This is a genomic window from Methylocystis sp. SB2, assembly GCF_049817085.1.
Lineage (GTDB): Bacteria > Pseudomonadota > Alphaproteobacteria > Rhizobiales > Beijerinckiaceae > Methylocystis > Methylocystis rosea.
Genome location: NZ_CP187401.1, coordinates 883,550 through 908,871 on the forward strand (window position 1 = coordinate 883,550; position 25,322 = coordinate 908,871).

Annotated in this window: 29 protein-coding genes; 11 read left to right on the forward strand and 18 right to left on the reverse strand. The window is 63.3% G+C overall.

The features are described 5' to 3' along the window. Positions 1-5: 5 nt before the first annotated feature. The 5 genes from ACPS74_RS04500 to ACPS74_RS04520 are packed head-to-tail and all read right to left on the reverse strand — an operon-like array spanning position 6 to position 3,815. On the reverse strand, positions 6-449 hold the full coding sequence (locus tag ACPS74_RS04500; RefSeq protein WP_154453455.1) for a hypothetical protein: 444 nt from the start codon (positions 447-449) through the stop codon (positions 6-8). Between the two features lie 13 nt (positions 450-462). Then, entirely contained in the window at positions 463-666 is a 204-nt protein-coding gene (locus tag ACPS74_RS04505) for a hypothetical protein (protein WP_029650229.1), read from the reverse strand. A 49-nt stretch (positions 667-715) separates the two neighbouring features. Then, positions 716-1,903 carry an ABC transporter permease gene (locus ACPS74_RS04510; protein WP_029650231.1) on the reverse strand — a complete coding sequence of 396 codons (1,188 nt, stop codon included), beginning with the start codon at positions 1,901-1,903 and terminating at the stop codon, positions 716-718. Beyond that, positions 1,900-2,829: an ABC transporter ATP-binding protein gene (locus ACPS74_RS04515; protein ID WP_029650233.1), complete on the reverse strand. Its 930-nt coding sequence runs from the start codon at positions 2,827-2,829 to the stop codon at positions 1,900-1,902. The genes ACPS74_RS04510 and ACPS74_RS04515 overlap by 4 nt, the downstream gene beginning before the upstream one ends. Then, positions 2,826-3,815 (reverse strand): HlyD family secretion protein, encoded by a 990-nt coding sequence (locus ACPS74_RS04520; RefSeq protein WP_029650235.1) that lies wholly within the window; start codon positions 3,813-3,815, stop codon positions 2,826-2,828. The genes ACPS74_RS04515 and ACPS74_RS04520 overlap by 4 nt, the downstream gene beginning before the upstream one ends. Positions 3,816-3,991: 176 nt before the next feature. Between ACPS74_RS04520 and ACPS74_RS04525 the strand changes: the two genes are divergently transcribed. Both ACPS74_RS04525 and ACPS74_RS04530 read left to right on the forward strand, forming a co-directional pair. Next, a complete protein-coding gene (locus ACPS74_RS04525; protein ID WP_029650237.1) occupies positions 3,992-5,668 on the forward strand; it encodes an electron transfer flavoprotein-ubiquinone oxidoreductase in 1,677 nt (558 codons plus the stop codon). 57 nt (positions 5,669-5,725) lie between these two features. After that, a complete protein-coding gene (locus ACPS74_RS04530; protein ID WP_029650240.1) occupies positions 5,726-6,517 on the forward strand; it encodes a YdcF family protein in 792 nt (263 codons plus the stop codon). A 15-nt stretch (positions 6,518-6,532) separates the two neighbouring features. Here ACPS74_RS04530 and ACPS74_RS04535 read toward each other — a convergent pair whose 3' ends face one another. Further along, complete coding sequence (locus tag ACPS74_RS04535) at positions 6,533-7,318, reverse strand: response regulator transcription factor (RefSeq protein ID WP_018408815.1); 786 nt, start codon at positions 7,316-7,318, stop codon at positions 6,533-6,535. Between the two features lie 790 nt (positions 7,319-8,108). Here ACPS74_RS04535 and ACPS74_RS04540 point away from each other — a divergent pair. Beyond that, positions 8,109-8,501, forward strand: a complete 393-nt coding sequence (locus tag ACPS74_RS04540) for a DUF1190 domain-containing protein (RefSeq protein WP_018408818.1) — start codon at positions 8,109-8,111, stop codon at positions 8,499-8,501. A 16-nt stretch (positions 8,502-8,517) separates the two neighbouring features. On the opposite strand, the gene ACPS74_RS04545 is transcribed toward ACPS74_RS04540, so the two are convergent. Further along, the gene (locus ACPS74_RS04545) at positions 8,518-9,354 is read right to left on the reverse strand and encodes a DUF3108 domain-containing protein (RefSeq protein ID WP_051381762.1); all 837 of its coding nucleotides are present in this window, start codon (positions 9,352-9,354) and stop codon (positions 8,518-8,520) included. An 85-nt stretch (positions 9,355-9,439) separates the two neighbouring features. Beyond that, a complete protein-coding gene (locus tag ACPS74_RS04550) occupies positions 9,440-9,856 on the reverse strand; it encodes a hypothetical protein (RefSeq protein WP_018408820.1) in 417 nt (138 codons plus the stop codon). Between the two features lie 96 nt (positions 9,857-9,952). Between ACPS74_RS04550 and sseA the strand changes: the two genes are divergently transcribed. The 4 genes from sseA (at position 9,953) to ACPS74_RS04570 (ending at position 14,126) form a co-directional block, all read left to right on the forward strand. Then, entirely contained in the window at positions 9,953-10,819 is an 867-nt protein-coding gene (sseA, locus tag ACPS74_RS04555; protein WP_029650244.1) for a 3-mercaptopyruvate sulfurtransferase, read from the forward strand. A gap of 188 nt (positions 10,820-11,007) precedes the next feature. Next, positions 11,008-11,346: a P-II family nitrogen regulator gene (locus ACPS74_RS04560; RefSeq protein WP_014890136.1), complete on the forward strand. Its 339-nt coding sequence runs from the start codon at positions 11,008-11,010 to the stop codon at positions 11,344-11,346. 110 nt (positions 11,347-11,456) lie between these two features. Beyond that, a complete protein-coding gene (gene glnA / locus ACPS74_RS04565; protein WP_026223046.1) occupies positions 11,457-12,866 on the forward strand; it encodes a type I glutamate--ammonia ligase in 1,410 nt (469 codons plus the stop codon). Positions 12,867-13,154: 288 nt separating this feature from the next. Next, positions 13,155-14,126 (forward strand): PstS family phosphate ABC transporter substrate-binding protein, encoded by a 972-nt coding sequence (locus ACPS74_RS04570; protein WP_029650246.1) that lies wholly within the window; start codon positions 13,155-13,157, stop codon positions 14,124-14,126. A gap of 26 nt (positions 14,127-14,152) precedes the next feature. On the opposite strand, the gene ACPS74_RS04575 is transcribed toward ACPS74_RS04570, so the two are convergent. Then, positions 14,153-14,695 carry an extensin family protein gene (locus tag ACPS74_RS04575; protein ID WP_239754241.1) on the reverse strand — a complete coding sequence of 181 codons (543 nt, stop codon included), beginning with the start codon at positions 14,693-14,695 and terminating at the stop codon, positions 14,153-14,155. 281 nt (positions 14,696-14,976) lie between these two features. Between ACPS74_RS04575 and ACPS74_RS04580 the strand changes: the two genes are divergently transcribed. Continuing rightward, positions 14,977-15,330: a polyhydroxyalkanoic acid system family protein gene (locus ACPS74_RS04580; protein WP_029650250.1), complete on the forward strand. Its 354-nt coding sequence runs from the start codon at positions 14,977-14,979 to the stop codon at positions 15,328-15,330. Here ACPS74_RS04580 and ACPS74_RS04585 read toward each other — a convergent pair. Genes ACPS74_RS04585 through ACPS74_RS04595 form a run of 3 tightly spaced genes read right to left on the reverse strand, consistent with a single transcriptional unit; the run spans position 15,305 to position 18,088 of the window. After that, the gene (locus ACPS74_RS04585) at positions 15,305-16,000 is read right to left on the reverse strand and encodes a class I SAM-dependent methyltransferase (RefSeq protein WP_029650252.1); all 696 of its coding nucleotides are present in this window, start codon (positions 15,998-16,000) and stop codon (positions 15,305-15,307) included. The genes ACPS74_RS04580 and ACPS74_RS04585 overlap by 26 nt on opposite strands. A 41-nt stretch (positions 16,001-16,041) precedes the next feature. Continuing rightward, complete coding sequence (locus ACPS74_RS04590; RefSeq protein ID WP_029650254.1) at positions 16,042-16,965, reverse strand: prephenate/arogenate dehydrogenase family protein; 924 nt, start codon at positions 16,963-16,965, stop codon at positions 16,042-16,044. Continuing rightward, positions 16,958-18,088: a pyridoxal phosphate-dependent aminotransferase gene (locus ACPS74_RS04595; RefSeq protein WP_029650256.1), complete on the reverse strand. Its 1,131-nt coding sequence runs from the start codon at positions 18,086-18,088 to the stop codon at positions 16,958-16,960. The genes ACPS74_RS04590 and ACPS74_RS04595 overlap by 8 nt, the downstream gene beginning before the upstream one ends. 143 nt (positions 18,089-18,231) lie before the next feature. On the opposite strand from ACPS74_RS04595, the gene ACPS74_RS04600 reads away from it, so the two are divergent. Then, the gene (locus ACPS74_RS04600; RefSeq protein WP_051381759.1) at positions 18,232-18,741 is read left to right on the forward strand and encodes a DUF7662 domain-containing protein; all 510 of its coding nucleotides are present in this window, start codon (positions 18,232-18,234) and stop codon (positions 18,739-18,741) included. Then, positions 18,738-19,163 (forward strand): type II toxin-antitoxin system VapC family toxin, encoded by a 426-nt coding sequence (locus tag ACPS74_RS04605; protein WP_029650260.1) that lies wholly within the window; start codon positions 18,738-18,740, stop codon positions 19,161-19,163. The genes ACPS74_RS04600 and ACPS74_RS04605 overlap by 4 nt, the downstream gene beginning before the upstream one ends. Positions 19,164-19,168: 5 nt before the next feature. Here the strand turns inward: ACPS74_RS04605 and ACPS74_RS04610 are convergent, their stop codons facing one another. The 4 genes from ACPS74_RS04610 to recN form a co-directional block, all read right to left on the reverse strand. Continuing rightward, positions 19,169-20,041, reverse strand: a complete 873-nt coding sequence (locus ACPS74_RS04610; protein WP_029650262.1) for a chorismate mutase — start codon at positions 20,039-20,041, stop codon at positions 19,169-19,171. Between the two features lie 51 nt (positions 20,042-20,092). Then, a complete protein-coding gene (locus tag ACPS74_RS04615) occupies positions 20,093-20,419 on the reverse strand; it encodes a type II toxin-antitoxin system PemK/MazF family toxin (protein ID WP_029650264.1) in 327 nt (108 codons plus the stop codon). Then, complete coding sequence (locus tag ACPS74_RS04620; protein WP_026223051.1) at positions 20,419-20,607, reverse strand: antitoxin MazE family protein; 189 nt, start codon at positions 20,605-20,607, stop codon at positions 20,419-20,421. Before ACPS74_RS04620 ends, ACPS74_RS04615 begins: the two co-directional genes overlap by 1 nt. A gap of 132 nt (positions 20,608-20,739) precedes the next feature. Continuing rightward, a complete protein-coding gene (gene recN, locus ACPS74_RS04625) occupies positions 20,740-22,419 on the reverse strand; it encodes a DNA repair protein RecN (protein ID WP_029650266.1) in 1,680 nt (559 codons plus the stop codon). A 112-nt stretch (positions 22,420-22,531) separates the two neighbouring features. Between recN and ACPS74_RS04630 the strand changes: the two genes are divergently transcribed. Then, positions 22,532-23,428, forward strand: coding sequence for an alpha/beta hydrolase (locus ACPS74_RS04630; protein ID WP_029650268.1), 897 nt, complete (start codon positions 22,532-22,534; stop codon positions 23,426-23,428). Here ACPS74_RS04630 and ACPS74_RS04635 read toward each other — a convergent pair. Further along, on the reverse strand, positions 23,425-24,309 hold the full coding sequence (locus tag ACPS74_RS04635; RefSeq protein ID WP_036241769.1) for an outer membrane protein assembly factor BamD: 885 nt from the start codon (positions 24,307-24,309) through the stop codon (positions 23,425-23,427). The genes ACPS74_RS04630 and ACPS74_RS04635 overlap by 4 nt on opposite strands. A 169-nt stretch (positions 24,310-24,478) precedes the next feature. Continuing rightward, positions 24,479-25,315 carry a UDP-3-O-acyl-N-acetylglucosamine deacetylase gene (gene lpxC / locus ACPS74_RS04640; protein ID WP_239755481.1) on the reverse strand — a complete coding sequence of 279 codons (837 nt, stop codon included), beginning with the start codon at positions 25,313-25,315 and terminating at the stop codon, positions 24,479-24,481. Between the last annotated feature and the right edge of the window lie 7 nt (positions 25,316-25,322).

The window sequence follows — 25,322 nt, forward strand, 5'->3', positions numbered from 1 at the left end:
GCTTATTAGAACCGCCGTCCCGGCGGCGCGGGATTGCATCTGAGCACCGCGATTGAGTCGCCCTCGTCATATTTCATTTCGCCGCGATTGACGTCGAGCGTGTTGCGCACATGTTGCTCCACGCACTTTTTGACGCCGTCCTCAAGGCAGTTGCGGTCGGTTCCGAAGGTGACGAGGTCCTTCTCGAGTCGCATCACATAGACGACCTTCTCCTTGCGGCCGAACTTGTCGGGGCCGGAAATATAGGAGTCGCCTTCCTTGAATTCCTCGGCGACGCCATCTCCCCACATGATCTGCATAAAGGCGCGGTCGCTGTCGATATCGACCATCGCGGTCTGATTGCCGCGGGCGCAATCGAGATGTATCTCCCTGGCCGATGCGTTTGACGCAAGCAACGCCAGCGCGGCGACGATTATGCAAGCGCAACGACTGGGGTGGCTTCGCAGCATTGGCGGCCTTCCCTTATTTTTCGAGTTCCTTTTTCCTGTCGAGACAGGAGTCGATTTGTTTTTTGTCGAGCTCCCAATAAGAGCCGCCGCAGAGCGCCTCGTAGCGACTGCTGACGAAGAAGGACCAGACATAATAGACGGTCAGCACCACCGCGGCGACGGCGGCGATTTTCATGATGATGTTAAATCGCGTTTCCGCGTCTTGGGTTTCCGACATTGTTTGTCTCCGCGCCAATGTTATGCCGCCGAAAATTGGGCCGTCAACGTCAGTCCAGCGTCTGCCGGAAGCGCATCACCGCGACGCTCATCGCAACAAGCGTGAAGGCTGCAAGCGCGCCGGCGTCGACGGCGAGATCGCCGAAGTTAGAGCCCTTCAACATCACCGAGCGCACAATGCGCAGATAATGGGTGAGCGGCAGCGCCTCACCCGTATATTGCGCCCACATCGGCATCCCGTGGAAAGGAAAAAGGAAGCCCGACAGAAGCATGCTCGGCAGAAAAAAGAAGAAGGTCATCTGCATCGCCTGCAGCTGATTTACCGCGACCGTCGAGAAAGTGTAGCCCACCGACAGATTTGCGACGATAAAAAGCAGAGTCAGCACGGTGAGCGTAAAGAGCGAGCCGACCACCGGCACCTGAAACAACAAGGAAGCGACGATGAGGATCGTCGACATCTGCACGGCGCCGACGACGACATAAGGAGCGATCTTGCCGAGCATGATCTCGACCGGGCGCACCGGCATGGCGAGCAAGGCCTCCATCGTCCCGCGCTCGATTTCGCGCGTCACCGACAGCGCCGTGTAGATCAGCATCGTCATGGTGAGAATCGTGCCGATCAGTCCGGGCACGATATTGCGGCGCGTCTCTCCCGCGGGATTGTAGCGCCGATGCACGCGGATCTCGTAAGGCGGCGCATTCTGCGCAAGAGACGCCAGCGGTCCGATCAGTTCGCGGTCGAGCGCCTGATTTGCGGCGCCGAGCGCGGCGGCGACCGCGCCCGAGGTCGCCGTCGGGTCCGTGGCGTCGGCGATGAGAAGCAGTCCCGGTTTTTCGCCGCGGACGAGCTGGCGAGAGAAATCGGGCGGAATTTGAATGACGAATTGCACCTTGTTCGAGAGGATCAATTTGTCGGCGTCGGCCTCGCCGCGCGCGACATATTTGATGTTGAAATAATCGGTGGCGCGCAACGCGCCGATCAGCGCGCGCGCGATCGGACTATCATCGCCCGTCAGCACGGCCGTCGGCAGATGTTTGGGATCGGTGTTGATCGCATATCCAAAAAGCATCAGCTGAATGATCGGAATGCCGACGATCATCGCAAAGGTCGGCCGGTCGCGCCGAAGCTGAATGAATTCCTTGACGAACATCGCGACGAAACGCTGCCAGGACTGGGCGAGCGCGCCGCGTCGCGCGGGACGGGGAACGACGCTCGGCAGGCCTTCCTGCGTGCTCACTGGTCGGCTCCAGCGCGAGTCATCAAATCAATGAACACGTCTTCGAGCGATGGCTCGTCGCGTCTCCAATGATGAAGCCCTTCGGCGCTATAGCGGTCCGCGACGCGCTCCATCGCGGCTTCATCGCGCCCGCCGACGTGCAGCGCCGAGCCGAAACGCGCAACCATGTCCACGCCGGGTTGACGTTTCAATTGGCTGCTGAGCGGATCGAGGCCCTCGCCCGTCACCACCCAAGTCGAGAGATTCGCGCTGGCGATGATCTCCGGAATCGTGCCCGAAGCGAGCAGCCGCCCATTGGCGATATAGGCGATCCGGTGACAACGCTCCGCTTCGTCCATGTAGTGCGTCGAGACGAGCACCGTTAAGCCTTGCGTCGCCAGATGATGGATCTCGTCCCAGAAGTCGCGTCGCGCCTTCGGATCGACGCCCGCGGTCGGTTCGTCGAGGAGGAGCAGCGACGGGCCCGGCAGGATGCAGGCGCCAAGCGCCAGCCGCTGCTTCCAGCCGCCGGACAGTTCGCCGGCGAGCTGATCGGCGCGCGCGACGAGCCCCAGGCGCTCCAGCGCCACTTGAGCCGCGTCCTCCGGCGCTTCCAGGCCGTAGACTCGCGCCACAAATTCCAGATTTTCGCGAATGGTGAGATCGCGATAGAGCGAAAAACCCTGCGTCATGTAGCCGACGTAACGCTTGATCTCCTCCTGCTGGCGGCGGATGTCGTAGCCAAGACACCTCCCCTCGCCCGAATCGGGCGTCAGAAGGCCGCAGAGCATGCGGATCGTCGTCGTCTTGCCGCTGCCGTTCGGGCCGAGAAAGCCCTGGATGTGACCGCGGGCCACCTGCAGCGTGAAATTGTCGACGACCTTTTTGGCGCCGAAGAATTTGGTCAGCCCGCGCACGTCGATCGCGATGTCGCTGTCGACGCTCATTGCGCCGTTCCCGTCGGCTCGGGCGCCGGCCTGACGGCGACCGGCATGCCAAGGGGCAGCGCGCGCGCCGCGCCTTCCAGGCGCGCTTCGGCCTTAAAAACGAGTTTTGCGCGCTCCTTGTCGCTGAAGATCACGGGGGGCGTATATTCCTGCCGGCTGGCGATATAGCTGACGCGCCCAAAGAGGTCGTCGGCGCAGCCGTCGCATGTGACGCGCATCCGTTCGCCAAGAGAAATTTTCGGCAACTCAGGCTCAGAGACGTAGAAGCGCACTTTGCGATTCTCCGGCGGCAGCAGCGCGACGACGGGCTGGCCGGCGTTGACGATTTCGCCAGGCCGGAAAAAAACGTCCTGCACGACGCCTTCGGCGGGCGCGAGCACGCTTTGGCGCTTGATGCGGATATTCATCGCGTCGAGTTGCGCGCGCGCCTGTTTCAAATTAGCTTCCGCAGCCTCGATCTCCTGCGAACGGCTCGCCATACGCGACGCCTCGACCTGCCGGCGCGCTTCCTTCACGCTCGCCTCGTCGCGCGCGCGGGCCATCTCAGCGCGATCGAGCGCCGCCTTCGCGACATGGCCTTCGGCGTAAAGCTTGCGCTGCCGATCGTAATCCGCGCGGGACAATTGGAGCGCCGCCTCGGCGCGCTCCAGCCCCGCTTGTAGAACGGCGATCTGCTCCGGCCGATTCATCGCGGCCTGCACATTTTCGACTTGCGCCTCGAGTTGGGCGATACGCGCGCTCGCCTCGTCGCGCGCCCGGTCGAGAAGCGTCGTCGACATCGTGAACAGCGGATCGCCCTTTTTCACCTGGGCGCCGGCGGAGACCGCGAGATTCGCGACCCTTTCGGTCTCGTAGGGACCGATGTAGAGGATTTCTCCTTCCACATAGCCCAGGAACACATCGGCGGGAGTCGTCGGACGATAGGCGACGCGCCAAACGACGATGGCGAGAAGCGCCAGCGCGATGAAGACCGCGAGCCGCTTCATGCGGCGGGGGCGTAGAGCGGATCGAGCATGGCCTGATTATGCACCTCATCCCGCCGCCGGCGAACCTCGCCGCGAGGGCGCCTCCAACAAAGCTCCTCCCGAAGGCGAAACTCCTTTTGCCGCGGCGGCGGCAAAAAGGCTAGAATGCCTCCAAGAAAAGGCAAAAGGGATTGAAAATGGCTGAAGATACGGAGCTGCCGCCACGCGAATCGATGGAATATGACGTGGTCGTGGTCGGCGCGGGACCGGCCGGCCTCGCCGCGGCGATTCGCTTGAAGCAAGTTGCGCCGGATCTCTCCGTCGTCGTCATCGAGAAGGGCTCCGAGCCCGGCGCGCATATTCTCTCCGGCGCGGTCATTGATCCGATCGGCCTCGACCGGCTTCTGCCCGAGTGGCGCACGCGCGACGACGCGCCGCTGAAAACGAAAGTGCATGAGGACCATTTCCTGTTGCTTTCGGAAAAGGGCGGCTTGCGCATTCCCAATATGTTGATGCCGCGGCTGATGAACAATCATGGCAATTTCATCGGCTCACTCAGCAATGTCGTTCGCTTTCTCGCGTCGGAAGCGGAAAACCTTGGCGTCGAGATCTATCCTGGTTTCGCCGGCGCCGAAGTTCTTTACGGCGACACGGGCGAAGTCGTCGGCGTCGCGACGGGCGACATGGGCGTGGGACGCGATGGCAAACCCACGGACAGTTTCACCCGCGGGATGGAGCTCAAAGGCAAATATACGATCTTCGCCGAAGGCGCGCGCGGTTCGCTCACCAAGCAATTGCTGGCGAAATACGACCTTTGCGCCAACAGCGAGCCGCAGAAGTTCGGCATCGGCTTCAAGGAGCTTTGGCGCATTCCGAAAGAGAAGCACAAGGATGGACTTGTGCAGCATTCCTTCGGCTGGCCGCTTGCGGCCGACACCGGCGGCGGCTCTTTCCTCTATCATTTCGACGACGATCTTGTGTCGATCGGTTTCGTCGTGCACCTCAACTATTCCAATCCGACGCTCTCTCCCTTCGACGAATTTCAGCGCTTCAAGACGCATCCGATGATCGCGCCGACGCTCGAAGGCGGCGAACGTCTTTCCTACGGCGCGCGCGCGCTGACAGAAGGCGGGTGGCAGAGCGTGCCAAAGCTCGTCATGCCGGGCGGCGCGCTGGTCGGCTGCGCCGCGGGCTTCATGAACGTGCCGCGCATCAAAGGGTCCCACAACGCCATTGTTTCGGGCATTCTGTGCGCCGAGCATGTCGCGGCGGCGATCGGCGAAGGCCGCGCGCATGACGCGGTGGACGCCTATGACGCCGCCTGGCGCGCCTCCGAGATCGGCCGCGATTTGAAGCCCGTGCGCAACGTCAAGCCGCTCTGGTCGAAATACGGCACCTATGTCGGCGCGCCGCTCTTTGGCCTCGACATGTGGACGAATGAGCTGTTCGGCTTTTCCTTCTTCGGCACGCTCAAGCACGGAAAGGCCGATTACGAGACATTAAAGCCGCTCTCGGAAGTCACGCCGATCGTCTACCCGAAACGCGCAAGCAATGTCGTCTTCGACAAGCTGTCGTCGGTGTTCGTCTCGAACACCAATCACGAGGAGGATCAGCCGGTTCATCTGAAGCTTGCCGATCCCGCGATTCCGATCGCGCGCAATCTCCCGATCTACGGCGAGCCGGCGCGACTCTATTGCCCCGCGGGCGTCTATGAGGTGGTCTATGCCGATGAGGCGACGCGCCGTGATCCGCGCTTTGTGATCAACGCGCAGAATTGCGTTCACTGCAAGACGTGCGACATCAAGGACCCGGCGCAGAACATCACCTGGGTGCCGCCGGAAGGCGGCGGCGGACCGAACTATCCGAATATGTGATCGGACCCGGCGAAGCCTCGTTAAACGCGATGACGCGCCGGGAATTTGCGTGAACCGATGTTTTTCATCATCTCGAAAATCTTCGCGTTCGTTCTGGCGCCGGTCCACTTTTTCATTTTCCTCGCGGTCATCGGCGCAATGCTGCTATTCACGCGCTGGAAGACTTGGGGACGCGCGCTCTCGGCATTAAGCGCGTTCGCCTTGCTGCTGATGGCTTTCGGACCGCTCGGCGGTCTCCTTGCGGGTCCGCTCGAGGCGCGGTTTCCGCCGTCGCCAGATGACATGCCCGCGCCCGACGGCATCATCGTGCTCGGCGGCACAATCGACGAACGGCTGAGCGTCAGCCGCAACCGCCCGGCGTTGGTCGACGCGGCCGAGCGCCTGACGGCGCCGATCGCGCTGAAGCGCAAATATCCGAGCGCGCGCCTCATCTTTACCGGCGGCTCCGCCGCGCTGCAGGCGTCGCCCTACTCTGAAGCCGACGCCGTGCAGCGCTTCTGGCGTGAGATCGGACTCGATCAGGGCGACGTTCTCTACGAGCGCCGCTCGCGCAACACTTACGAGAACGCCGTCTTCACGCGCGAACTGCTTCGCCCCAAAGCCGACGCGCGTTGGCTGCTCGTCACCTCGGCGATTCACATGCCGCGCGCCGTCGGCGTGTTCCGTCAAGCGGGCTTCGATGTGATCGCCTATCCGGTCGACTATCGCACCAGCGGCGACTCCAGACTCGAATTCCCGCGTTTCGCGACGAAAGCGCTCGGCCTTGTGGAATTCGCCGCGCATGAGTGGGCAGGACTCGTCGTCTATCGGCTGACCGGAAAAAGCGACGCGCTGTTCCCCGCGCCTTAGCTGCCGCTGCCGCGCTCAGTCCGTGCGATGCCGGCGTCCGCGCGACGAGCCCGCGGGCTCCATGCTGCGCCCGCCGGCGCCGCCTGGATATGCGCCGTGCTTCATCTCCAGAAAAAGCGCGATCGCCTGCGCCCGATTGCGCACGTCGAGCTTTTCGAAAAGATTGCGCAAATGGAATTTGATCGTGTTGATCGAGACGCCGAAATCCTTGGCGAGCTGACTGTTGGTGTGCCCGGAGCCGAGCGCCGACAGCAGGCTTCGCTCCCGCAGAGTTAGATTTTCCAGCGGATCGCTGCGCATCTTGCGGATGTCGACGAAGGGAAACACCATGTCGCCCGCCGCCACCGCCGCAAGCACGTCGAGGAGCCGCTCCGGCGGCGCCCGTTTTGAAACGAAGCCCGCGCCGCCGAGCTGCAGAGTCTCGGCCGGCGCCGCAGGATCATTGGTGCCGCTGTAGACGACGATCTTGGGCGCCGCGACTTGACGCGACAGCGCGCGCAAGACGTCGCGGGCGTGCAGCGTCGGCAATTGCCAGCCGATCACGGCGATGGTGAATTTCTGCTGACGCGCCGCCTCGAGAAACTCTTCGCCGTCCGTCAGCTTCGCCACAAGCGTGAATCGCCGGTCGTCCGACAGCAGCTTGTCGAGCCCTGCCAGAATCAGCGGGCTCTTATCGGCGATCGCGACGTCGATGCGATCCGCCTCTGTCGTCTTGCGGACGCCGTCGACGCCATCGGGCCGAGCGGCGCGCGAACCGTCCCTCTGGTCGTTTGCGGCCCTAATCGAAGAGGTAGGAGCCATTCAGCCTCCGCCGCCGCGCGGAGCGCAGCGTATTGGTCAAGATCACCACGTTATGGCCTCAGACGCTCCGCAATCCTAGGGCTCGGCGGGTCGGCGTACCCTGCCCGTTAGAGGTGGGGCGTAAGTCACAATACCGCAGGCTCCCACGGATGCAAGCCTCTTTGCGCGGGCCGGCGCTGGCGAACTGACAAACAAAAACGGCGCGCTGGCCAAGGCCAGCGCGCCGCGCTTTGAAAGCTTTGTGAAGCTTGTTTTAGTCGTTGAACACCCAGCGGGCGGCGAAATACGCGGCCGCGCCGATGACGATGATCGCGATCATGCCGACCGGGGTCGCTGCATAGCTCGTCAGTTCAAGAATAGCGCCCATAGTTTCCTCCTTCTGTCACACACACTGCCGTTTCGCCACAAGCCGAGATTCAGGCTGCAATCCGCGATTGCGGCGTTGCTTTCTTCGTCGAATTGGTCAAGTGGAAAGCTTGGCTGACGCCGGCCCACCTCGGTCTTGGTTCAACGTTGACCTCACCTAGGCGGGAACGCGTCTGCATCGCTATTCGGCCCTAGCCGCGCCCGGAGAGCCATAATGCTCGCAGCTCTCGGCCGCGGTTCCGAAATGCGGTGGTTTCGGAGTATTGCAGACGCAAAGCGCTGTCAAGCGATCGACAGGGCGGCCGCTGCGCTGCATCGCCGCATCAAAGCCCATACAAAGGCTCAGTTTGCGCTTGCCGCCGCAGCGCGCCGAAGACTATCTATCGGAGCGCGGCAACAGTTCATCTCGCGAGCGTGACGTCCGATGTTCAAGTTTTTCATCATCGCTGTCGCTGTCGCGGCCGCTGGATTTTCAGCCTATTACGCGTTCCGACGCTCGCCCGTCTGTTCCGCCGACGGCAAGTATATGGCGACGCAAAGCGACTGCGAGGCATGGGGCTTCAACCCCGACGTCTGCAAGCAGGCGATCGAGAAAGCGCGCGCTGTGGTGGCGCGGGCGGCGCCAAAAAGCGAAACGATGTTTCAATGCGAGGTGCGCTTCTCGGATTGCTTCGAGGCGCAGGACGGAGGCTTTTCGCCGCGTCCCTCATTCTGTCTACGCCCAAACAAGGGGGCCGACCCTCTGGAAGTCAGATATCTCGAATATGAATCCGATCGCATGAACCGGAAAAAGACCAAGGAAGTTCGCGTCCAGTGAAATCGGCCGAAGCCGGTCAGCGCCTGACATCGGCGCGGCGCTGCTCGATCTGGAACTCCGACGCATCGATGACGAGCTTGCCGGCGGCGGTGCCGATCGCGATGTGAATCGGCACGACCACATGGGCGTCGGGAAGCGGCGCGAGCCAGACGCTGATGTCGTTGTTGGCCGCCATATAGCGTGTCGCGGAGCTGTCGGGACGATGCCCGGCGATCGGGGTATAGCGCGCCGAACACACGGTGACGGGGCCAGCGTAACCGCGCGTTTGCGCCGTGTGCGCGCCGGCATAGGCGAGCTCGACGTCGAAACGCGTCACGCCGTCAAAAACGGAAATGGTTCGGTTGCACGCCGAAGGACCCGTCAGCTCCTCTCCAGGCGGCACGCGCATGATCAGCGCGCTGACCGGATCCACGATGTGGCGCTTGGCGCTTTCCGTCACGGGCACGCGCGCTTCGGCGTCCCAGGGCGCGGGCCTCACCTCCACCGCGCGCACTGCGTTGCCGGCGAGCGACATGCGCACCGTGCGCGTTTCGTCGCTATTCGAGGTGGTGTTGGCGTAATTTGCCGGCGACGGACCGCCGGCGGTCAGGCCGCCGCTGGCGCTGGCCGCGCCCTTGGCGTTGTTGATGAGATTGGCGAGACCTGTGGTCCGCATCGAGATCTCGACGCGGTAGTTTTGCGCGTCGACGATGCCGGAAGCGGATGCGCTGCCGATGGAGAGTCCCATGAGGCTCAGGGCGTAATGCGCCTTCAGCATCTCCGCGGCGGCGGGCGTGCAGAGCGCTACCGATATCGCTGCGGCGGCGCAGCCGCCGCGCGCCGTAAGGCATGAAAGTCGGTTGAGCACTCTCATGGCCTGAGCGTATCGCTTGTTGCAGCCCATTCTTCTACCGCACTCGACCTCTCGGTCGAATTGATGGCGCGCGCGGCTGTGAGGCTCAGGCCCATTCTTGCCAATGTCCGTCTTCGAAAATGCGCCATGCCCGCAACCCCGCCTTTGCGACCACGAGCCGTCCCGCCTTCGCCTCGGCGACAAGATGCTTGAATATGAGAGGATTGCGCCAGGAAAACGGCTTTTCCGGGTCGCAGACCGCGTGGTATTCGTCGCTGTCGGGGTCGTCCATCAGCAGCGTGCCGACCTTGTCGGGCCGCAGTTGGGAAGTAAAGCTGCGCTCATCTTTCCATCGGCAGTAGTAGTCGCGACACACGTCCGGACGCGTGTCATAAACGCCGCAGCCGCCCGTCAGCGCGCAGTGCTCGCAAAGCTTGCCTGCGGGCTTCTTGAACTCTTCGATTTCAAGAACCTTGCAGCAGAAGTAGCAGGAGCCGCAGGCCTTGCCTGGAATATCGAGCATGTCGGTCAAGCGCCTGATGGGCGTGAGAATCGAATCGGCGTATTGTGAACGCCGCACCGCCGGATGCAAGCAGCGTCAGGATCAGCGAGCCGAGCCATGACGCGTATAATCGACCCCGCCTCTCTTTTCGTGTCCGCCGCGTGGCTCGCCGAACGTCTCGACGCGCCCGATCTCGTTGTCTTCGACGCGTCGTGGCACATGCCGGCGACCGGCCGCGACGCGCGCGCCGAGTTCCTTGCGGGGCATATTCCCGGCGCGCAGTTCTTTGATATAGACGCGGTCGCCGATCCGTCCACCGACCTGCCGCACATGTTGCCCAAGCCCGATATCTTCGCGGCGGAGATGGGCCGGCTCGGATTCGGCGACGGCATGCAGGCGGTCGTCTACGACAGCGTCGGCATATTTTCCGCGCCGCGTCTCTGGTGGACGCTTACTGTCTTCGGCGTGGAAAGGGTCTCGATCCTTGCAGGCGGCCTTCCCGCGTGGCAGGCCGAAGGCCGCCCGCTCCAAGAGGGCGAGGCGCGCAAGCGTGCCCCGGCGGCGTTTACGCCCCACTTCGACGCGAGTCTGGTCGCCGACGCGCAGGCCGTGCGGCGCGCGCTTGATCTCGGCGGGCCGCAAGTGGTCGACGCGCGCGGCGCGGAGCGTTTCCACGGATGGGCCCCTGAGCCGCGCCCTGGCCTGCGCTCCGGCCACATGCCCGGCGCGCTGAACCTTCCATTCGGCACCGTCCTCGAAGGCGGAAGACTGAAAGACAAGCCCGGGCTCGAAGCGGCCTTTTCATCCGCGGGCGTCAATCCCGACGCGCCGGTCATCGCCACCTGCGGCTCCGGGCTCACCGCTTGCATCGTCAGCCTCGCGCTCGCTGCAGCGGGCCGACCGCCGGCGACGGTGTATGATGGCTCCTGGTCGGAATGGGGCGCCCGGGAAGACCTGCCCGCGGTCATCGACGAGCGCAGCTGAGCCTAGAAAATAGGCTTATCGCTTAATTTAAGAGCATACAGTATATCCCATAGGCGCCAAGCCTAAGTTGGGCGCCGGAACTTTGGCCATGGCGCGGCCAAGGCGGCAATGTTAGAAGCTCGACGGCTCTTCAGCAGAGCCAAAGTCGCTAGCGGGCCGGGGCTTAAGCTAAGCGCGCGGGGGATTTGATGAAAAAGGTTGAGGCGATCATTAAGCCGTTCAAGCTCGATGAAGTGAAGGAAGCGCTGCAGGCGGCGGGCCTCCAGGGCATCACGGTCACCGAGGCGAAGGGTTTTGGCCGTCAAAAAGGGCACACTGAGCTCTATCGCGGCGCTGAATATGTCGTTGATTTCCTTCCGAAAGTTAAAATAGAAATCGTTCTCGCGGACGACGCCGTGGAGCGCGCCGTCGAGGCCATTCGCACGGCGGCGCAAACGGGCCGAATCGGCGATGGCAAGATTTTTGTTTCAAACGTCGAAGGCGCGATCCGAATTCGCACCGGCGAGACCGGCGCGGACGCCATCTAGCACTGAGCCCCCGCCCCATGAGCTTTCTCGCCAACATCTTTCGACGCTCCGCCGCGCCCAATTCGAAAACAGCTAAACAGCAAGATCAGCAAAGAGAGGCATCGAACCACATGACAACGGCCAAGGACGTTCTTAAGCAGATCAAGGATAACGACGTTAAATACGTCGATTTCCGTTTTACCGACCCGCGCGGCAAGTGGCAGCATGTGACGTTCGACGTTTCGATTGTCGATGAAGAAGCTCTGACCGAAGGCATCATGTTCGACGGCTCGTCGATCGCCGGCTGGAAAGCGATCAATGAATCGGACATGACGCTCCTTCCGGATCTCGATTCCATCTCCGTGGATCCCTTCTTCGCGGCGTCGACGCTCTCCGTCGTCTGCGACGTCGTCGAGCCCGCGACAGGCCAGCCCTACAACCGCGACCCGCGCGGCATGGCCAAGAAGGCGATGGAGCATCTGAAATCGACCGGCGTCGGCGACACGGCCTTTTTTGGTCCCGAGGCCGAATTCTTCGTCTTTGACGACGTGCGCTTTTCAGCCGAGCCCTACGATACGGGCTTCACGCTGGATTCGACCGAGCTGCCCTCCAATAGCGGCACGGCCTACGAAGGCGGCAACCTCGGCCACCGCGTGCGCACCAAAGGCGGCTACTTCCCGGTGCCGCCGGTCGACGCCGGACAGGACATGCGCGGCGAGATGCTCGCCGCCATGGCGGCCATGGGCGTCAAAGTCGAGAAGCACCATCACGAAGTCGCCTCCGCCCAGCACGAACTCGGTCTGAAGTTCGAGACGCTCGTCACGGTCGCCGACCACCTGCAGATCTACAAGTATGCGATCCATCAGGTGGCGCATTCCTACGGCAAGTCGGCGACCTTCATGCCGAAGCCGGTTTTTGGCGACAACGGCTCGGGCATGCATGTCCATCAGTCGATCTGGAAGGACGGCAAGCCGGTCTTCGCGGGCGACAAATACGCGGGCCTCTCTCAGGAGTGCCTGTGGTACATCGGCGGCATCATCAAGCATGCGAAGTCGCTGAACGCCTTCACCAACCCGTCGACCAATTCGTATAAGCGTTTGGTTCCGGGCTATGAGGCGCCGGTGCTGCTCGCCTATTCGTCGCGCAATCGTTCCGCGTCGTGCCGCATCCCCTTCAGCTCCAACCCGAAGGCGAAGCGCGTCGAAGTTCGTTTCCCCGATCCGACGGCGAATCCCTATCTGGCCTTCGCCGCCATGCTGATGGCGGGCCTCGACGGCATCGCCAACAAGATCGATCCGGGCGGACCGGCCGACAAGGATCTCTACGATCTGCCGCCGGAAGAGTTGAAGGCCATCCCGACGGTGTGTGGCAGCTTGCGCGAAGCGCTCGATAATCTCAAAGCCGACCACGCCTATCTGACGGTCGGCGGCGTCTTCAACGAGGACTTCATCAACTCCTACATCGACCTCAAGATGCAGGACGTGATGCGCTTCGAGATGACGCCGCATCCGGTCGAATTCGACATGTATTACAGCTACTGACGAAAAGACGCGGCCGCCGCGCCTTGCGCTGCGGCCACCTCACGTCAAACCGGAAGGCGACGCCTCGCCTTCCGGTTTTTTTTCGCTTTTTTTCGACTGCACGTTGCGCGGCCGTCCTGTCGCATAGGCGTCATGAGCCTGTCATTTCGCCGAGCGAAATTGCGGCGAAAGCAAGAGAGTCTCACACAACATTCGCGCGGGCCATCCCACGCCGTCTCCATGTCGATCGCGCGCTTGCCGCGGCGAAGTGGTTTCGGCCGCAATGATTTGATGCAACGGAGAAAAGCCATGAAACTGCGAGCCCTCTCCGCCGCCGTCGCGGCTTTCGTGGTTTTGGCCGCCGGCGCCGTTGCGCTCGATCTGGAGCTCTCCCCCTACAAGGTCGTCAACGGACTCTCGGGAAAATTGAAGTCGGTCGGCTCGGACACGATGCATCACGAAATGGAGCTCTGGGCCGAAGGGTTCCAATCGATCTACCCGAATGTGTCGATCGAACTTATCGGCAAGGGTTCGAACACGGCGCCGCCGGCGCTGCTCTCGGGAGAAGCTCAGCTTGGGCCGATGTCGCGGCAGATGAACCCCGATGAAATCGGGGCCTTCCAGGCGAAATACGGCTACAAGCCGACGGCGGTTCTGGTCGCGATCGACGCCTTGGCGATATATGTCCACAAGGACAACCCGCTCCAATGCATCAGCATGGAGCAAATTGAGCGGGTTTTCGCCGCCGACCCGAAAAGCGGCGGCGGCAAGAGCATCCTTACCTGGGGCGAACTTGGCCTCACTGGCGAATGGGCGGCTAAGCCCATTGCTCTGCAGAGTCGAAATGCTTTGTCCGGCACCTATAAATATTTCAAACAGCACGCCCTCGCCGGGGCCGACTTCAAAGACACCGTACAAATGCAGGTTGGCTCTGAAGCCGTCGTCAGCGAAGTGACGAAGGACAAATACGCGATGGGCTACTCCGGCATCGGCTACAAGACGGCTGGAGTTCGCGCGGTTCCGCTGTCGTCGGGCAAAAGCTGCTATGAAGCCTCCTTCGACAACACGTATTCGCGCAAATATCCGCTCGCGCGGGGTCTCTTTATTTACCTGCTGAAGGACCCAAAGAAGCCGATCGACGCGCTCAGCGGCGAATTCGTCTCATATGTGCTTTCGAGAGATGGCCAGACCCAGGCGAAAAAAGGCGGCTACTATCCGATCACCCGCAACATTCGCGAGCATGAGCTGACGCGCCTCGGCCTACTCGCATCGGCGAATTAACAGCAGGCGAAGGCCAGGACGCGCGGTCACTGACAAATGCGGTAGCTGCCATTCGATCCATGGCGCTCGATGTCGAAGTGAAGATGGCTTACGTGATAGGGATCTGATCCTGGGCCCAGGATCGTGGTGAACCAGCCGCACGCCGCCGTTCGTAGCCCTCTGACGTAAGCGGTCGATTGAACATCCGGCTGAGCGTCGACGGCGATCTTACGACCGTCCGAGAAAACAAATGCGCCGACATCAAGAGCGAGCCCTTTGGCGTGCGCGCTCAGCTTGGCCCCATTATCGTGATTGCGGCCGCGGCATTCGTAGCCTGGACCTGTGTCAATCGCGACGAGCGACGCGCCCATCGTCCCGGCGCCGAGCGGCGCGAGCAGATTTTTCATGTAATCGGAAAATTGCAACGCGAAGGCGCAAGCCAGCAGCGGCTTTGCGTTGACTGCAACGCGCCTTATGCCGACCGTGACCGAAGCGAGACGCACGGGCGTCTCGATCGTGCAGCCCTCAAGCGCGGCGGCAGGCGCTTCGGCGGGTTCGAAAGCGACGCCAGCCGCACGCAGATTCGCCATACAATCCTCGGCGGACTGGGGCTCCGCTTGCTGCGGCTTAGCGCCTACGGCAGGCTTTGCCTCAGGTAAGGGGATGGTCTGAAATTGCGGACGTCGAGGCGGCGACGGCGCGTCGAGCGCCACTGCGGAAGTTGCGACACCGCTCAACGCCAGAGCGAGCGCAACCTCGACTGTAAAGCGTACAAGCTCGCGAGAGATCGTCGTCTTCGTCATCGCCTTTAGCCGCACCATTCTTCTAATCCCGCAGAGAGCGCCTACATTGGGGCGAGTGGAGGAAGCCTATGTCGAACGCCATCACCGTCACAGTGCCGCACGATCTCGGCGTCGAAGCGGCGAAAGCCCGCGTCTCCGAACAGCTGGCGAAAATGCAGCGCGAGTATGTGGACAAGGTCGCACATTCCGAAGTCACCTGGGCCGGCGACGTCGGGACGGTACGCGTGACCGCGCTCGGTCAGACGGCGACGGCGCAGATCACGGTGCTGAAGGATTTGCTGCGCATCGACGTTCAGCTGCCCTGGGTGTTGGCGGCAATTTCCGGCAAGCTGCAGCAATTCATCTCGAGCAACGCCGGCGATGCCTTGCGCATCGGCCAAGCGCCGACAAACGACGCTAGCGCCGCGCGTAAAACACCGTAAAGCGATGGCGTTTCCAGCCAATATCCGCGTAACGGAATCCCGCGTCTTCGAGCCAGGCGATCTGATCTGCGAAGGTCGCGCTGCGATCGAGTTCCGCGCGCTTTCTCGCAGCCGCGAAATCATCGGCGGCGATTCCTGAGCCTCGGACATCCGCTTCCCAGCGGCGCTGATAGGCGTCCTCGACCTCGCGCGTCGCGCCGAGCGACTGGTCGGCGTTGAGGAACACGCCGCCGGGTCGCAGCGCATCATGAATCCGCCGAAAGAGCCGGCGCTTCGCCTCGTGATCGAGATGGTGGATGGAGAGCGCCGAGACGACGGCGTCGACCGGCCCCGGGAGCGGCGCGGTTGCATAGTCCGCGAGCGACAGGCGCAGGCGCGCGCCGTAAGTCGCAAGCCGTTCGCGCGCCGCATCGAGCATCTTCGGCGCGAGATCGACGCCTTCGACCTGCGCGCCGGGAAACCGCTTGAGAATCATTTCCGATAAAAGACCGGTGCCGACGCCAAGATCGACGCATCGAAATTCTCCTTGGCCGACGGCCTCTTCGAGAAGGTCGAGCGTGGTCCCGTAGAAGGTGTCGAAATGCGGAATGAGTTTGCGTCGCAACGCGTCATAGCCGGGAACGGCGTTTTCGAAAGCGGCGCGCAGCGCGTCGAAATTCGACTCGGTCATATCTGATTCCCGTAAAGACCGCGGCCGTGGAGAGACGGTTTTCACCGCCCTCCCGCTCGCCTTCCGAAGTCGGGCGCAGCCGTGTCCTGACCCTGCTCGATGATCGAGCGGCGGATGTCGCGCGTGCGCGAGAAGAACTCCAGCAGTCCTTCCCCGTCACCCCGCCTGATCATCCGCTGCAGCACGCTGAGATCCTCGTTGAAGCGTCCGAGCATCTGCAGGACGGCGTCCTTATTGGCGAGGAAGATGTCTCGCCACATGATGGGATCGGAGGCGGCGATGCGCGTGAAATCGCGAAAGCCGGACGCTGAGAATTTGATGACCTCGGAACGCGTCTCATCGCCGAAATCATCCGCCGTGCCGACGATATTATAAGCGATGAGATGCGGCAGATGGCTCGTGAGCGCGAGCACGGCGTCATGATGCGCGACGCTCATCGTCTCGACGTTGGCGCCCAAACGCATCCAGAATTTCGTCAGCTTTTCCACGGCTGCGGCGTCGGCGTTCTCTGGCGGCGTGAGAATGCACCAACGATTTTGAAACAGCGTGGCGAATCCTGCGTCCGGTCCGGAGAACTCCGTACCGGCGATCGGATGGGCGGGTATGAAGCGCGCGGGTTCGGTAAGATGCGGCGTCATCTGCGCGACGACGGCGCCTTTCACCGAGCCGACGTCGGAAACAACGGCGCCCTTTTGCAGATGCGGCGCGAGGCCTTGCGCGACGTCGCCGCAAGCGCCGACAGGCGTGCACACGATGACGAGATCGGCTCCACCAACCGCCTGCGCATAATCTTGTGTCGCAACGTCCGCGAGACCGAGTTCGCTGGCGCGGCTGACGACCTGAGGCGATGAATCCATCACCGCGACATGCCGCGCCGCGCCGAATTGGCGCGCCGCGCGCGCGATCGACGAGCCGATGAGCCCGACGCCGATCAGCGCCAAGCGTTCACAAGCAGGATCAGCCATGAACGCCTGCTTGCGCGTCTTGCCGCACGCGGGCGCTCTGCATGAATTCAGCAAGCGCTTCGACGACGCGCTCATTCGCCTCCTGCGCGCCGACGGTGAGCCGCAGGAATTCCCCCATGCCATAGGCGCCGATGGCGCGCAGCACCAGGCCGCGCGACATGAGGAAGCGGTCGGCGTCGAGCGCCGTCAATCCCGGCGCGTCAGGGAAACGTATGGCGACGAAATTGGCGACGCTCGGCAGAACGTCGAGGCCGAGCGCGGAAATTTCTCGCGAGAGCCACGGCAGCCAGCGGTCATTATGCGCGATCGCCGCGTCGAGATGGGCGCGATCCGACAGCGCGGCGATCGCCGCGACTGAACCCGCGCTCGAGACATTGAACGGCGAGCGGATTCGGTTCAACGCGTCGATCACATGCGCGGGTCCATAGGCCCATCCAACGCGCAGGCCCGCGAGGCCGTAGATTTTCGAGAAGGTGCGGGTCATCACGACATTTTCATGCGCATCGACCAACGCGACGCCCGCTTCGTAATCCTCGCGCAGGACATATTCGGCATAGGCGGAGTCGAGCACGAGCAGCACATGCGCGGGCAGCGAACGCGCCAGCCGCGCAACTTCATTCGCGGGCACAAACGTTCCCGTCGGATTGTTCGGATTGGCGAGAAAAACGATCTTTGTTCTCTCGCTCACACAGCCAAGCAGCGCATCAACTTCCGCCGTGTAGTTCGTCTCGGGAGCGACAACCGGCGTGCCCCCCGCGGCGAGCGTGACGATCTTGTACTCAAGGAATCCATGCTGGCTGTAAACGCCCTCGTCGCCGGGCCCGATGTAGGCGAGCGCAAGCAGCTCCAGAAGATTGTCCGAGCCGGCGCCGGCGATGATCCGGTCCGGGTCCAGCGCGTAACGCACGCCGATCGCCTCGCGCAGGGCGCGCGACGAGCCTTCCGGATACAGCGCAATATCGCCGGCCATGGCGCGCAGGGCTTCTACCGCGCGCGGAGATGGGCCGAGCGGTGTTTCGTTGGCCGACAATTTGAACACGCGCGCGGCGCCCGGCGCGGCGCTCCTGCCGGGCACGTAAGCGTCGATCGCGAGAACGGTTGAACGGGGGGTGGGTTTCGTCATCTTGTCTTTTTTCGGCGGCGCAACGAGAGGCGTTCTCTCATAAGCCTTGGCGCACTGAGCGCAAAGCCTTTCGACAAGCCCCTTGACGACTACTGTGTAGTTTTATATACACACTAACTTATCCGCAGGGGAGAAGAACGGACATGTCCAAATACGCGCCTCTGACTGCTTATCTGCGCGAACAGCCTTATCGCGAGGTCAGACTCAGGTTCCGTGATCTTGAGAAAATTCTCGGATTTCCGCTCCCATCTTCGGCGTGCCAGCACCGCGCTTGGTGGTCGAACAACGGCTCGAATAATGTGATGACGAAGGCGTGGTTGAGCGCCGGTTACCGCACGCGCGACGTCGATATGGAGAGCGAGCGCCTGACATTTGAGCGCATCGATGCGGGGTCGCCCAACCCCGAACCGCGGGCGACGGCTCCTTCGCCGCAACCGCCGGACGATCTCGCGCTCGTCCAGCGAGTGCTGGAAGTTCTGCGCGGCGGTGACGAACATCACGCGCAGAAGCTTCGACGCGCGATCATCGCCGCGCTAGCGACGCCAAAGACCGAATCCGTTCTCGATATTTTCGCTTCCGACCTGCCGGAAGACGCGTTCGATGGAGTCTTTCCGGACCGACGTGAAAAAGGCTGGCGCGAGATTGATCTGTGAAATTTCTCCTCGACACGAATGTCATATCGGAATTGCGGAAAGGAACTCGCGCGAATCCCAACGTCGCCGCCTGGGCGCAGGCCGTCGACCCGCTCGATCTTGCAACGAGCGTCCTCGTGCTCGCTGAGATTCGCCGTGGCGTCGAGCTGAAGCGATTGAAAGACCCGGCGCAGGCGGAGAGGCTCGATGCGTGGTTCGCACGCATGCGCGATAAATTGGAAGACCGCGTCCTTCCAGTCGACGAAGCCGTCGCTGATTACTGGGCGCGGCTGAACATCCCCAACCCCCTGCCCTTCGTCGACGGCCTGATGGCGGCGACCGCTCTGGCGCGCGGACTCGTTCTCGTGACGCGCAATATACGCGACGTCGCCGTCACAGGCGCACAGTTGCTGGATCCTTTCGCCGGTCCAGGCGAGGCCTAAATCGATTAAGGCGCGAAGACGCCGCTGCGCGCGTCGTTGAGCTGGAAGCGCATCGCATGACTGCCGATCACGTCGACGCGCGCGCCCTCCACCCCCGCCTCGGCCAATGCTTTGGCGAAGGACTGGGCGTCAGCGTCGCCGGCGGCCGCGACAAGCAGCGCGAGCCCTTCCGGATGGGGGGCGCTCGCGAGGATTTCGCCGTTGAGCGTCTGGAAAGCGGCGGGCAGCGCGTGCGTCCAGCGCGCGAGGCCGACCGCGTAAAGCGTCACGCCATGCGCCATCGCGTCGGCCGGAAGCCGCGCGACGACGAACATCGGCAGACCCGCAGGATGATTGGGCCGCTCGACAAAAGGCAGGCGCGCGATGATCTTGGGCGCGCCTTCGCCAGCGAGGCGCATCCACCAGGCGCCATCCGACAGGCCGCCCGTCGCGCGCAAGATCCCCAGATCGCCGGTCGACGCGGCGACCGCTTCGATCACCGCGCCAGCGCCGTGATGCGCGACATAGGGAACGGTGAACCCGAAGTGGAAGCGCGCCGAATCGCGCATCTGCGCATCGCCGCCGGAATCATCGGCATGCACCGAATAATTCGCCTGAACATAGGTGAAGGTCGAGACGATGACGCGCCAAACGCCTTCGACGGCGTCGAGCGGCAGGAGCCCCTGGTGACGCTCGACCAGCGCGCGCATCATCTGCGCCTCGCGATCGGGTCGAAAAGCGCAGCCGACGCCCTGCGCGCGCTTCACGGCGATCAGCCGGTCGATGATCTCCCCGCGCTCCATCAACAGCCGATGCATGTCGCGATCGATCCGGTCGATCTCGTCGCGCAATTCGGCAAGCGTGTCCGCGGCGGGCATGAGCAAAGGCGCATTCTGCATGGCGCACTCTCTTAGGCCAGCGCGCGACAGGAGGCAACGAAGGGACGGGGTTCAAACGATGCCAAGAAAAAGCGCGAGCGCCCTGTTTACCCGTAACAGCAGCGCATCGTCAGCCTCCCCAATCACCTCTCCGATTTTTGACGACGGGACGACCGTGAGCTTGTCGACGGCAATCTGAGACGCTTGTCGCAGCCCGTTGCCAGCAGAAGGCTCGACATCGAGGCGGAATAAGTCTGCATCGCCACGCAGAGTAGTGGTCAATGGGCAAATCACGACTGACGGCAGTTCCGCGAAGAGATCGCTTTGCACGACCAGCGCGGGGCGCGGCTTGCCGTAGTCTCCCGAGGTCGCGACAACAACGAATGCGCCACGCCGCATTAGTCCTCGGGCCACTCATACATGCTTGCCACAAATTGCATGATCTCGTCGCCAGCGGGATCATGAATGGCGACAGCGCGGGCCTGCCGATGGCACTTTTCAATAAAATCCGGTGCGCGGCTATCCGGCGCCCAGATTTGCACCGGCCGCAATCCGGCGGCGCGCATCCTTTGGCGGTAGCTGGCCATTCGAGTGCGCGGAGGGACGGGTTTGTCGTTCTTGGGCCGGCGGGACATGCCAACGATCCAGATTATCGTAACATGTTACTCCAGGCCATTATCTTTGTCACCGTCAAAATCTGTGACGGCGCCGCTTCCTTTTCAGCCCGCCCCTTCAAGCAACCGCGCCGCGGCGGCGCGCGCCTCCTCGGTGATGGCGGCGCCTGAGAGCATGCGGGCGATCTCCTCGCGCCGCTCGCCCTCGGCAAGCACGGCGACGCTGGTCGCGACCCGCTTGTCCTTGCCGGTCTTCGCCGGTGCGCCCTTGCTGATGCGCAGATGCTGGCCGGCGCGCGCGGCGACCTGCGGCGCATGGGTGACGGCGAGCACCTGCGCGCGCGCCGCGAGACGCGCCAGCCGCTGACCGATGGCGTCGGCCACGGCGCCGCCGACGCCCGTGTCGATTTCATCGAAAACGAGAGTCGGGGCCGAGCCGCGATCGGCGAGCACGACCTTCAGCGCCAGCATGAAGCGCGCGAGTTCGCCGCCAGACGCAACTTTCGTCAGCGGACCCGGCCGCGATCCCGGATTGGTCTGCACCCAGAATTCGACGCGATCGATTCCTTCCGCCCCCGCGGTCTCGGCGTCGCTCGTCACTTGCGTCGAGAAATGCGCGCCCTCCAACCGCAACGGCTTCAACTCGGCGTCGACGAGCGCATCGAGTTTCTTCGCCGCGGCGCGGCGCGCCGCGGACAGGGCCAAGGCCGCCTCGTCATAGGACTGCTTGGCGTCTGCAAGCGCGCGCCCCAGCGCGACCAGCCGCGCTTCGCACGCATCGAGCGCGGCGATGTCATTGGCGAATTTTTCTTCAAGCTTCGCAAGGTCGGCGACCGCGACCTGATGCTTGCGCGCCACGCCGCGCAGCGCGAATAGCCGCTCCTCGACCCGCTCCAATTCCGCCGGATCGAATTTCGTCTCAGTGAGCGCCCGCTCCAGCGCTTCCTCGGCGAGACCCAAGGCATCGACAGCCTGCGTCAAGGCGCGCGCAGGCGCGTCCAGCAGTTGCGGCGCCTGCGTCAGACGCCGCTCCAATCGCCGCGCCGCCTGAGCGATTTCCCGCGCCGGCGATCCGTCATTCGAAAACGCCGAGAGCGCGTCGGAAATATCCGAAGCGACCTTTTCGGCGCGCTGCATGAAGAGCCGCCGTTCGGCGAGCGTCTCTTCCTCGCCCTCCTGCGGAGCCAGCTCCGCAAGCTCGGCGTGCGCATGGCGTAGATAGTCGGCGTCGGCGCGCGCCTTGGCGATGCGCGCGTCTTCTTCCTCCAACGCGCGGCGCGCCGCCTGCCAAGCCCCGTAGCGCGCGCGCACATCATTCGCCTGCGCGACGAGGCCGCCATGCGCGTCGACAAGCGCGCGATGCGCATTCGGATCGACGAGCGCGCGCTCGTCATGCTGACAGTGGATCTCGACAAGTTCGCGTCCAATCGCGCGCAGCGCCTGCGCCGTCGCCGGCTGGTCATTCACAAAGGCGCGGGTGCGCCCGTCCGCCGCCTGCACGCGGCGCAACACCAGCTCGTCCTCGCTCGAGAGGCCGAATTCGCGCGCCGCAAGATGCGCGGGATGATTCGCGGGCGTATCGAACGCCGCCGTCACCTGTCCCTGTTCGCAGCCGGCGCGCACGAGCGACGCGTCGCCGCGCCCGCCGAGCGCCAGCACGAAGGCGTCGAGCAGGATCGATTTTCCCGCGCCGGTCTCTCCCGTAAGCGTCGTCAGGCCCGGCGCGAATTCCAGGTCGAGCGCGTCGATCAGCACGATGTCGCGAATGGAAAGACGGACCAGCATGAGGCGTTGCTCAAATGCCCTGGGCGCGCACATGCGCCGGAAGCCGCGCGCCGGCGACGCGCGGACGGCCCTCGATTATAGTCGCCAGCGCCCTTTTCCAAACGGAGATTTTATGGCTGATCTCGGCATCGACGACATTCGCGCGCTGCTGAGCGCAAAACCGCGACCCGTCGGCTGGCCGGCGCGGCGCGCCCGCATCGAGGAAGTAGGCGCCGCTTGGCCGGCCGCGGCGGATATCTCATTAGAGCGCGCGTCGATCGACGGCATGGCCGCCGAATGGTCTTGCGCGCCAACGAGCGACCCCTCGCGCGCGCTCCTGTTCTTCCATGGCGGCGGCTATTGCTCGGGTTCGATCGTCAGCCACCGCCGAATGGCCACTGAAGCCGGACGCGCCGCGCGCGCCAGGGCGCTCGCCGTCCAATTCAGACTCGCGCCCGAGCATCCGTTTCCCGCAGCCTATGAGGATGCGCTCGCGGCCTGGCGATTTCTTCGGGAACAAGGGTTTGCCGCGCGCCAGATCGCGGTCGGCGGCGACAGCGCCGGCGGCGGCCTCACGCTGGCCTTGCTGATGCGGCTGCGCGATCTCAAGGAGGCGCTCCCTGCCTGCGCCTGGCTCGTTTCGCCCTGGACCGATCTCACCCTTTCCGGCGAAACGCTAATCACGAAGGACGGCGTCGACCCACTGCTGCATAAGGCCTACCTACAGGAACTTGCGCAGGCTTATGTCCCGGCAGGAGTGGATCGTCGTGACCCGCGTGTCTCGCCGCTGTTTGGCGATCTGAGCGGCCTGCCGCCCCTCATGATTCAGGTGGGCTCAAACGAAACGCTGCTCGCCGATTCGACGCGCCTCGCCGCGGTGGCCGGCGCCGCCGACGTCTCGGTCACGCTGGAGATTTGGCCGCGCATGATCCACGCGTGGCACTTATGGAATGCAAGGCTTGAAGAAGGCCGGCGCGCGCTCGAGCACGCCGGCGCATTTATCCAGGGGCGCTTTTCAGAATACGGCTAGATCGCGTGCAGCGTCTTGCCGATCTTCGACAGCCAGGAATCTGTGTATTCGTGCGGCTCGAGACCGTCCGTTTTCAGCAGAGCGTGGGCGTCCTTATACCACTGCGAATCCGGGTAATTATGTCCCAGGATGGCGGCGGCCGTCTGCGCTTCGTTGGTGACGCCCATCGCGAGATAGGCTTCGGTGAGACGATAGAGCGCCTCTTCGGTATGACGCGTCATCTGATATTTGCCGAGCACGTCATGGAAACGGTTGATCGCGGCGGGGTAATTCTTACGAAGCAGATAGAAGCGCCCGACGTTCATCTCCTTGGCGGCGAGTTGGTCTCGCGTCACCTGCATTTTGTATTTGGCGTCGTTCACATATTCCGACTTCGGAAATTTCTGTACGAGCTGCGTGAAAACCTCGAGCGCCTTCTCAGCCGACTGCTGATCGCGCATGACGTCCGGCACCTGATTATAGAAGGACATGCCCGCGAGATAGTAGACGTAGGGCGTATCGGCGGAGTTCGGATAAAGCCCGATATAGCGCATCGCCGACTGCACGGCGTCGTCATATTTGGGGTGCTCGTATTGAGAGAAGGTCGTCATCAGCAAGCCTTTTCGAGACCAGTCCGATGACGGATATTGCTTTTCCAATTCGCCGAATTTCTTGGCTGCGCCCTCGTAGTCCTTGGCCTTCAGCCGCGCCAGACCGGCGTTATAGAGATCCTCGGCCGGGATGTCGGGTGTGACTTCTGTCTGATATTTCGTCCCGCCGCTGCCGAAGAGACCGAAACCGCTGGTGATCGAGTCCATGAGGTCGGCGCGCGCCGGCGCCGCGCCGATCGACAAGGTCGACGCCAAAGCTAACACTTTGATTGAACGAGCGAAAACCGACATATGTTGCCCCATTGCGGCGCTGCGCGACGCTCGCGCGGTCCCGGCGCCCTCTAAGCTCAATCAGCCAAAATGGCGTCGCAGGACGCCCCCTGCCCTGCCTTACGGCGCGCGGCGGCGCACCAATCCCGACTTTGCGGTCGGCTGAAAGAAGAACGTTCATCTGGCGAGATTATGGCGATAGGCTTCGGCCTGTCGCACTCACGCCTTCGATATGCCCGCTGTCGAGTTCAAGCGCCAGGGCGCCCGAGCGCGCCGCAGCTTCAAGAAGCGCGAGGTTGAGGCTATGGCCGCCGCGATAAGAGCGGAAGGCGCCTATGATCGGCGCCCCGGCCAGCGCCAGATCGCCGACGACGTCGAGCATCTTGTGGCGCACGCATTCGTCGGCGAATCGCTCCCCCTGCGAATTGATCGCGGCGCGCGCGTCAAAGACGAGCGTATTGTCGAGATTGGCGCCCAGCGCCAGACCTTCACGCCAAAGCCTTTCGGCGTCGCGCAAGAATCCGAAGCTGCGAGCTCCGGCCAGTTCGCGCCGAAACGTCTCGGGCGTCAGATCAAGCGCCAGGCGTTGGCGGCCGACTGGACGGGGAAAGGCGATTTCCACATCCAGATGAAGGCCGGATTCCGCCGGCCGCAGCTCCGCCCAGCCGGCCCCGTCGGATACGCGCGCCGGAGTGACGACGCGCAACACGCGCCGAGGCGCAGGAAGCGCCACGACGCCGGCCTCGTCGATCGCCGAGACGAAGTCGCGGGCCGAGCCGTCCATCGCTGGAACCTCGTCGCCTTCGAGCAAAACCAGCGCATTGTCGACGCGAAGCGCCGCAAGCGCGGCCATCACATGCTCGACCGTCGACACGCTCGCGCTATCGCCGGCGAGCTGTGTGCGCAATGTCGATGCATCGACGCGCGACCAGTGCGCTTCGATGTCGGCTCCAGCGACGCTGAAAACGATCCCAACGTCGGCGCCGGCCGGCGCGAGCGTCATGCGGGCGCGACGACCGCCATGCACGCCATGG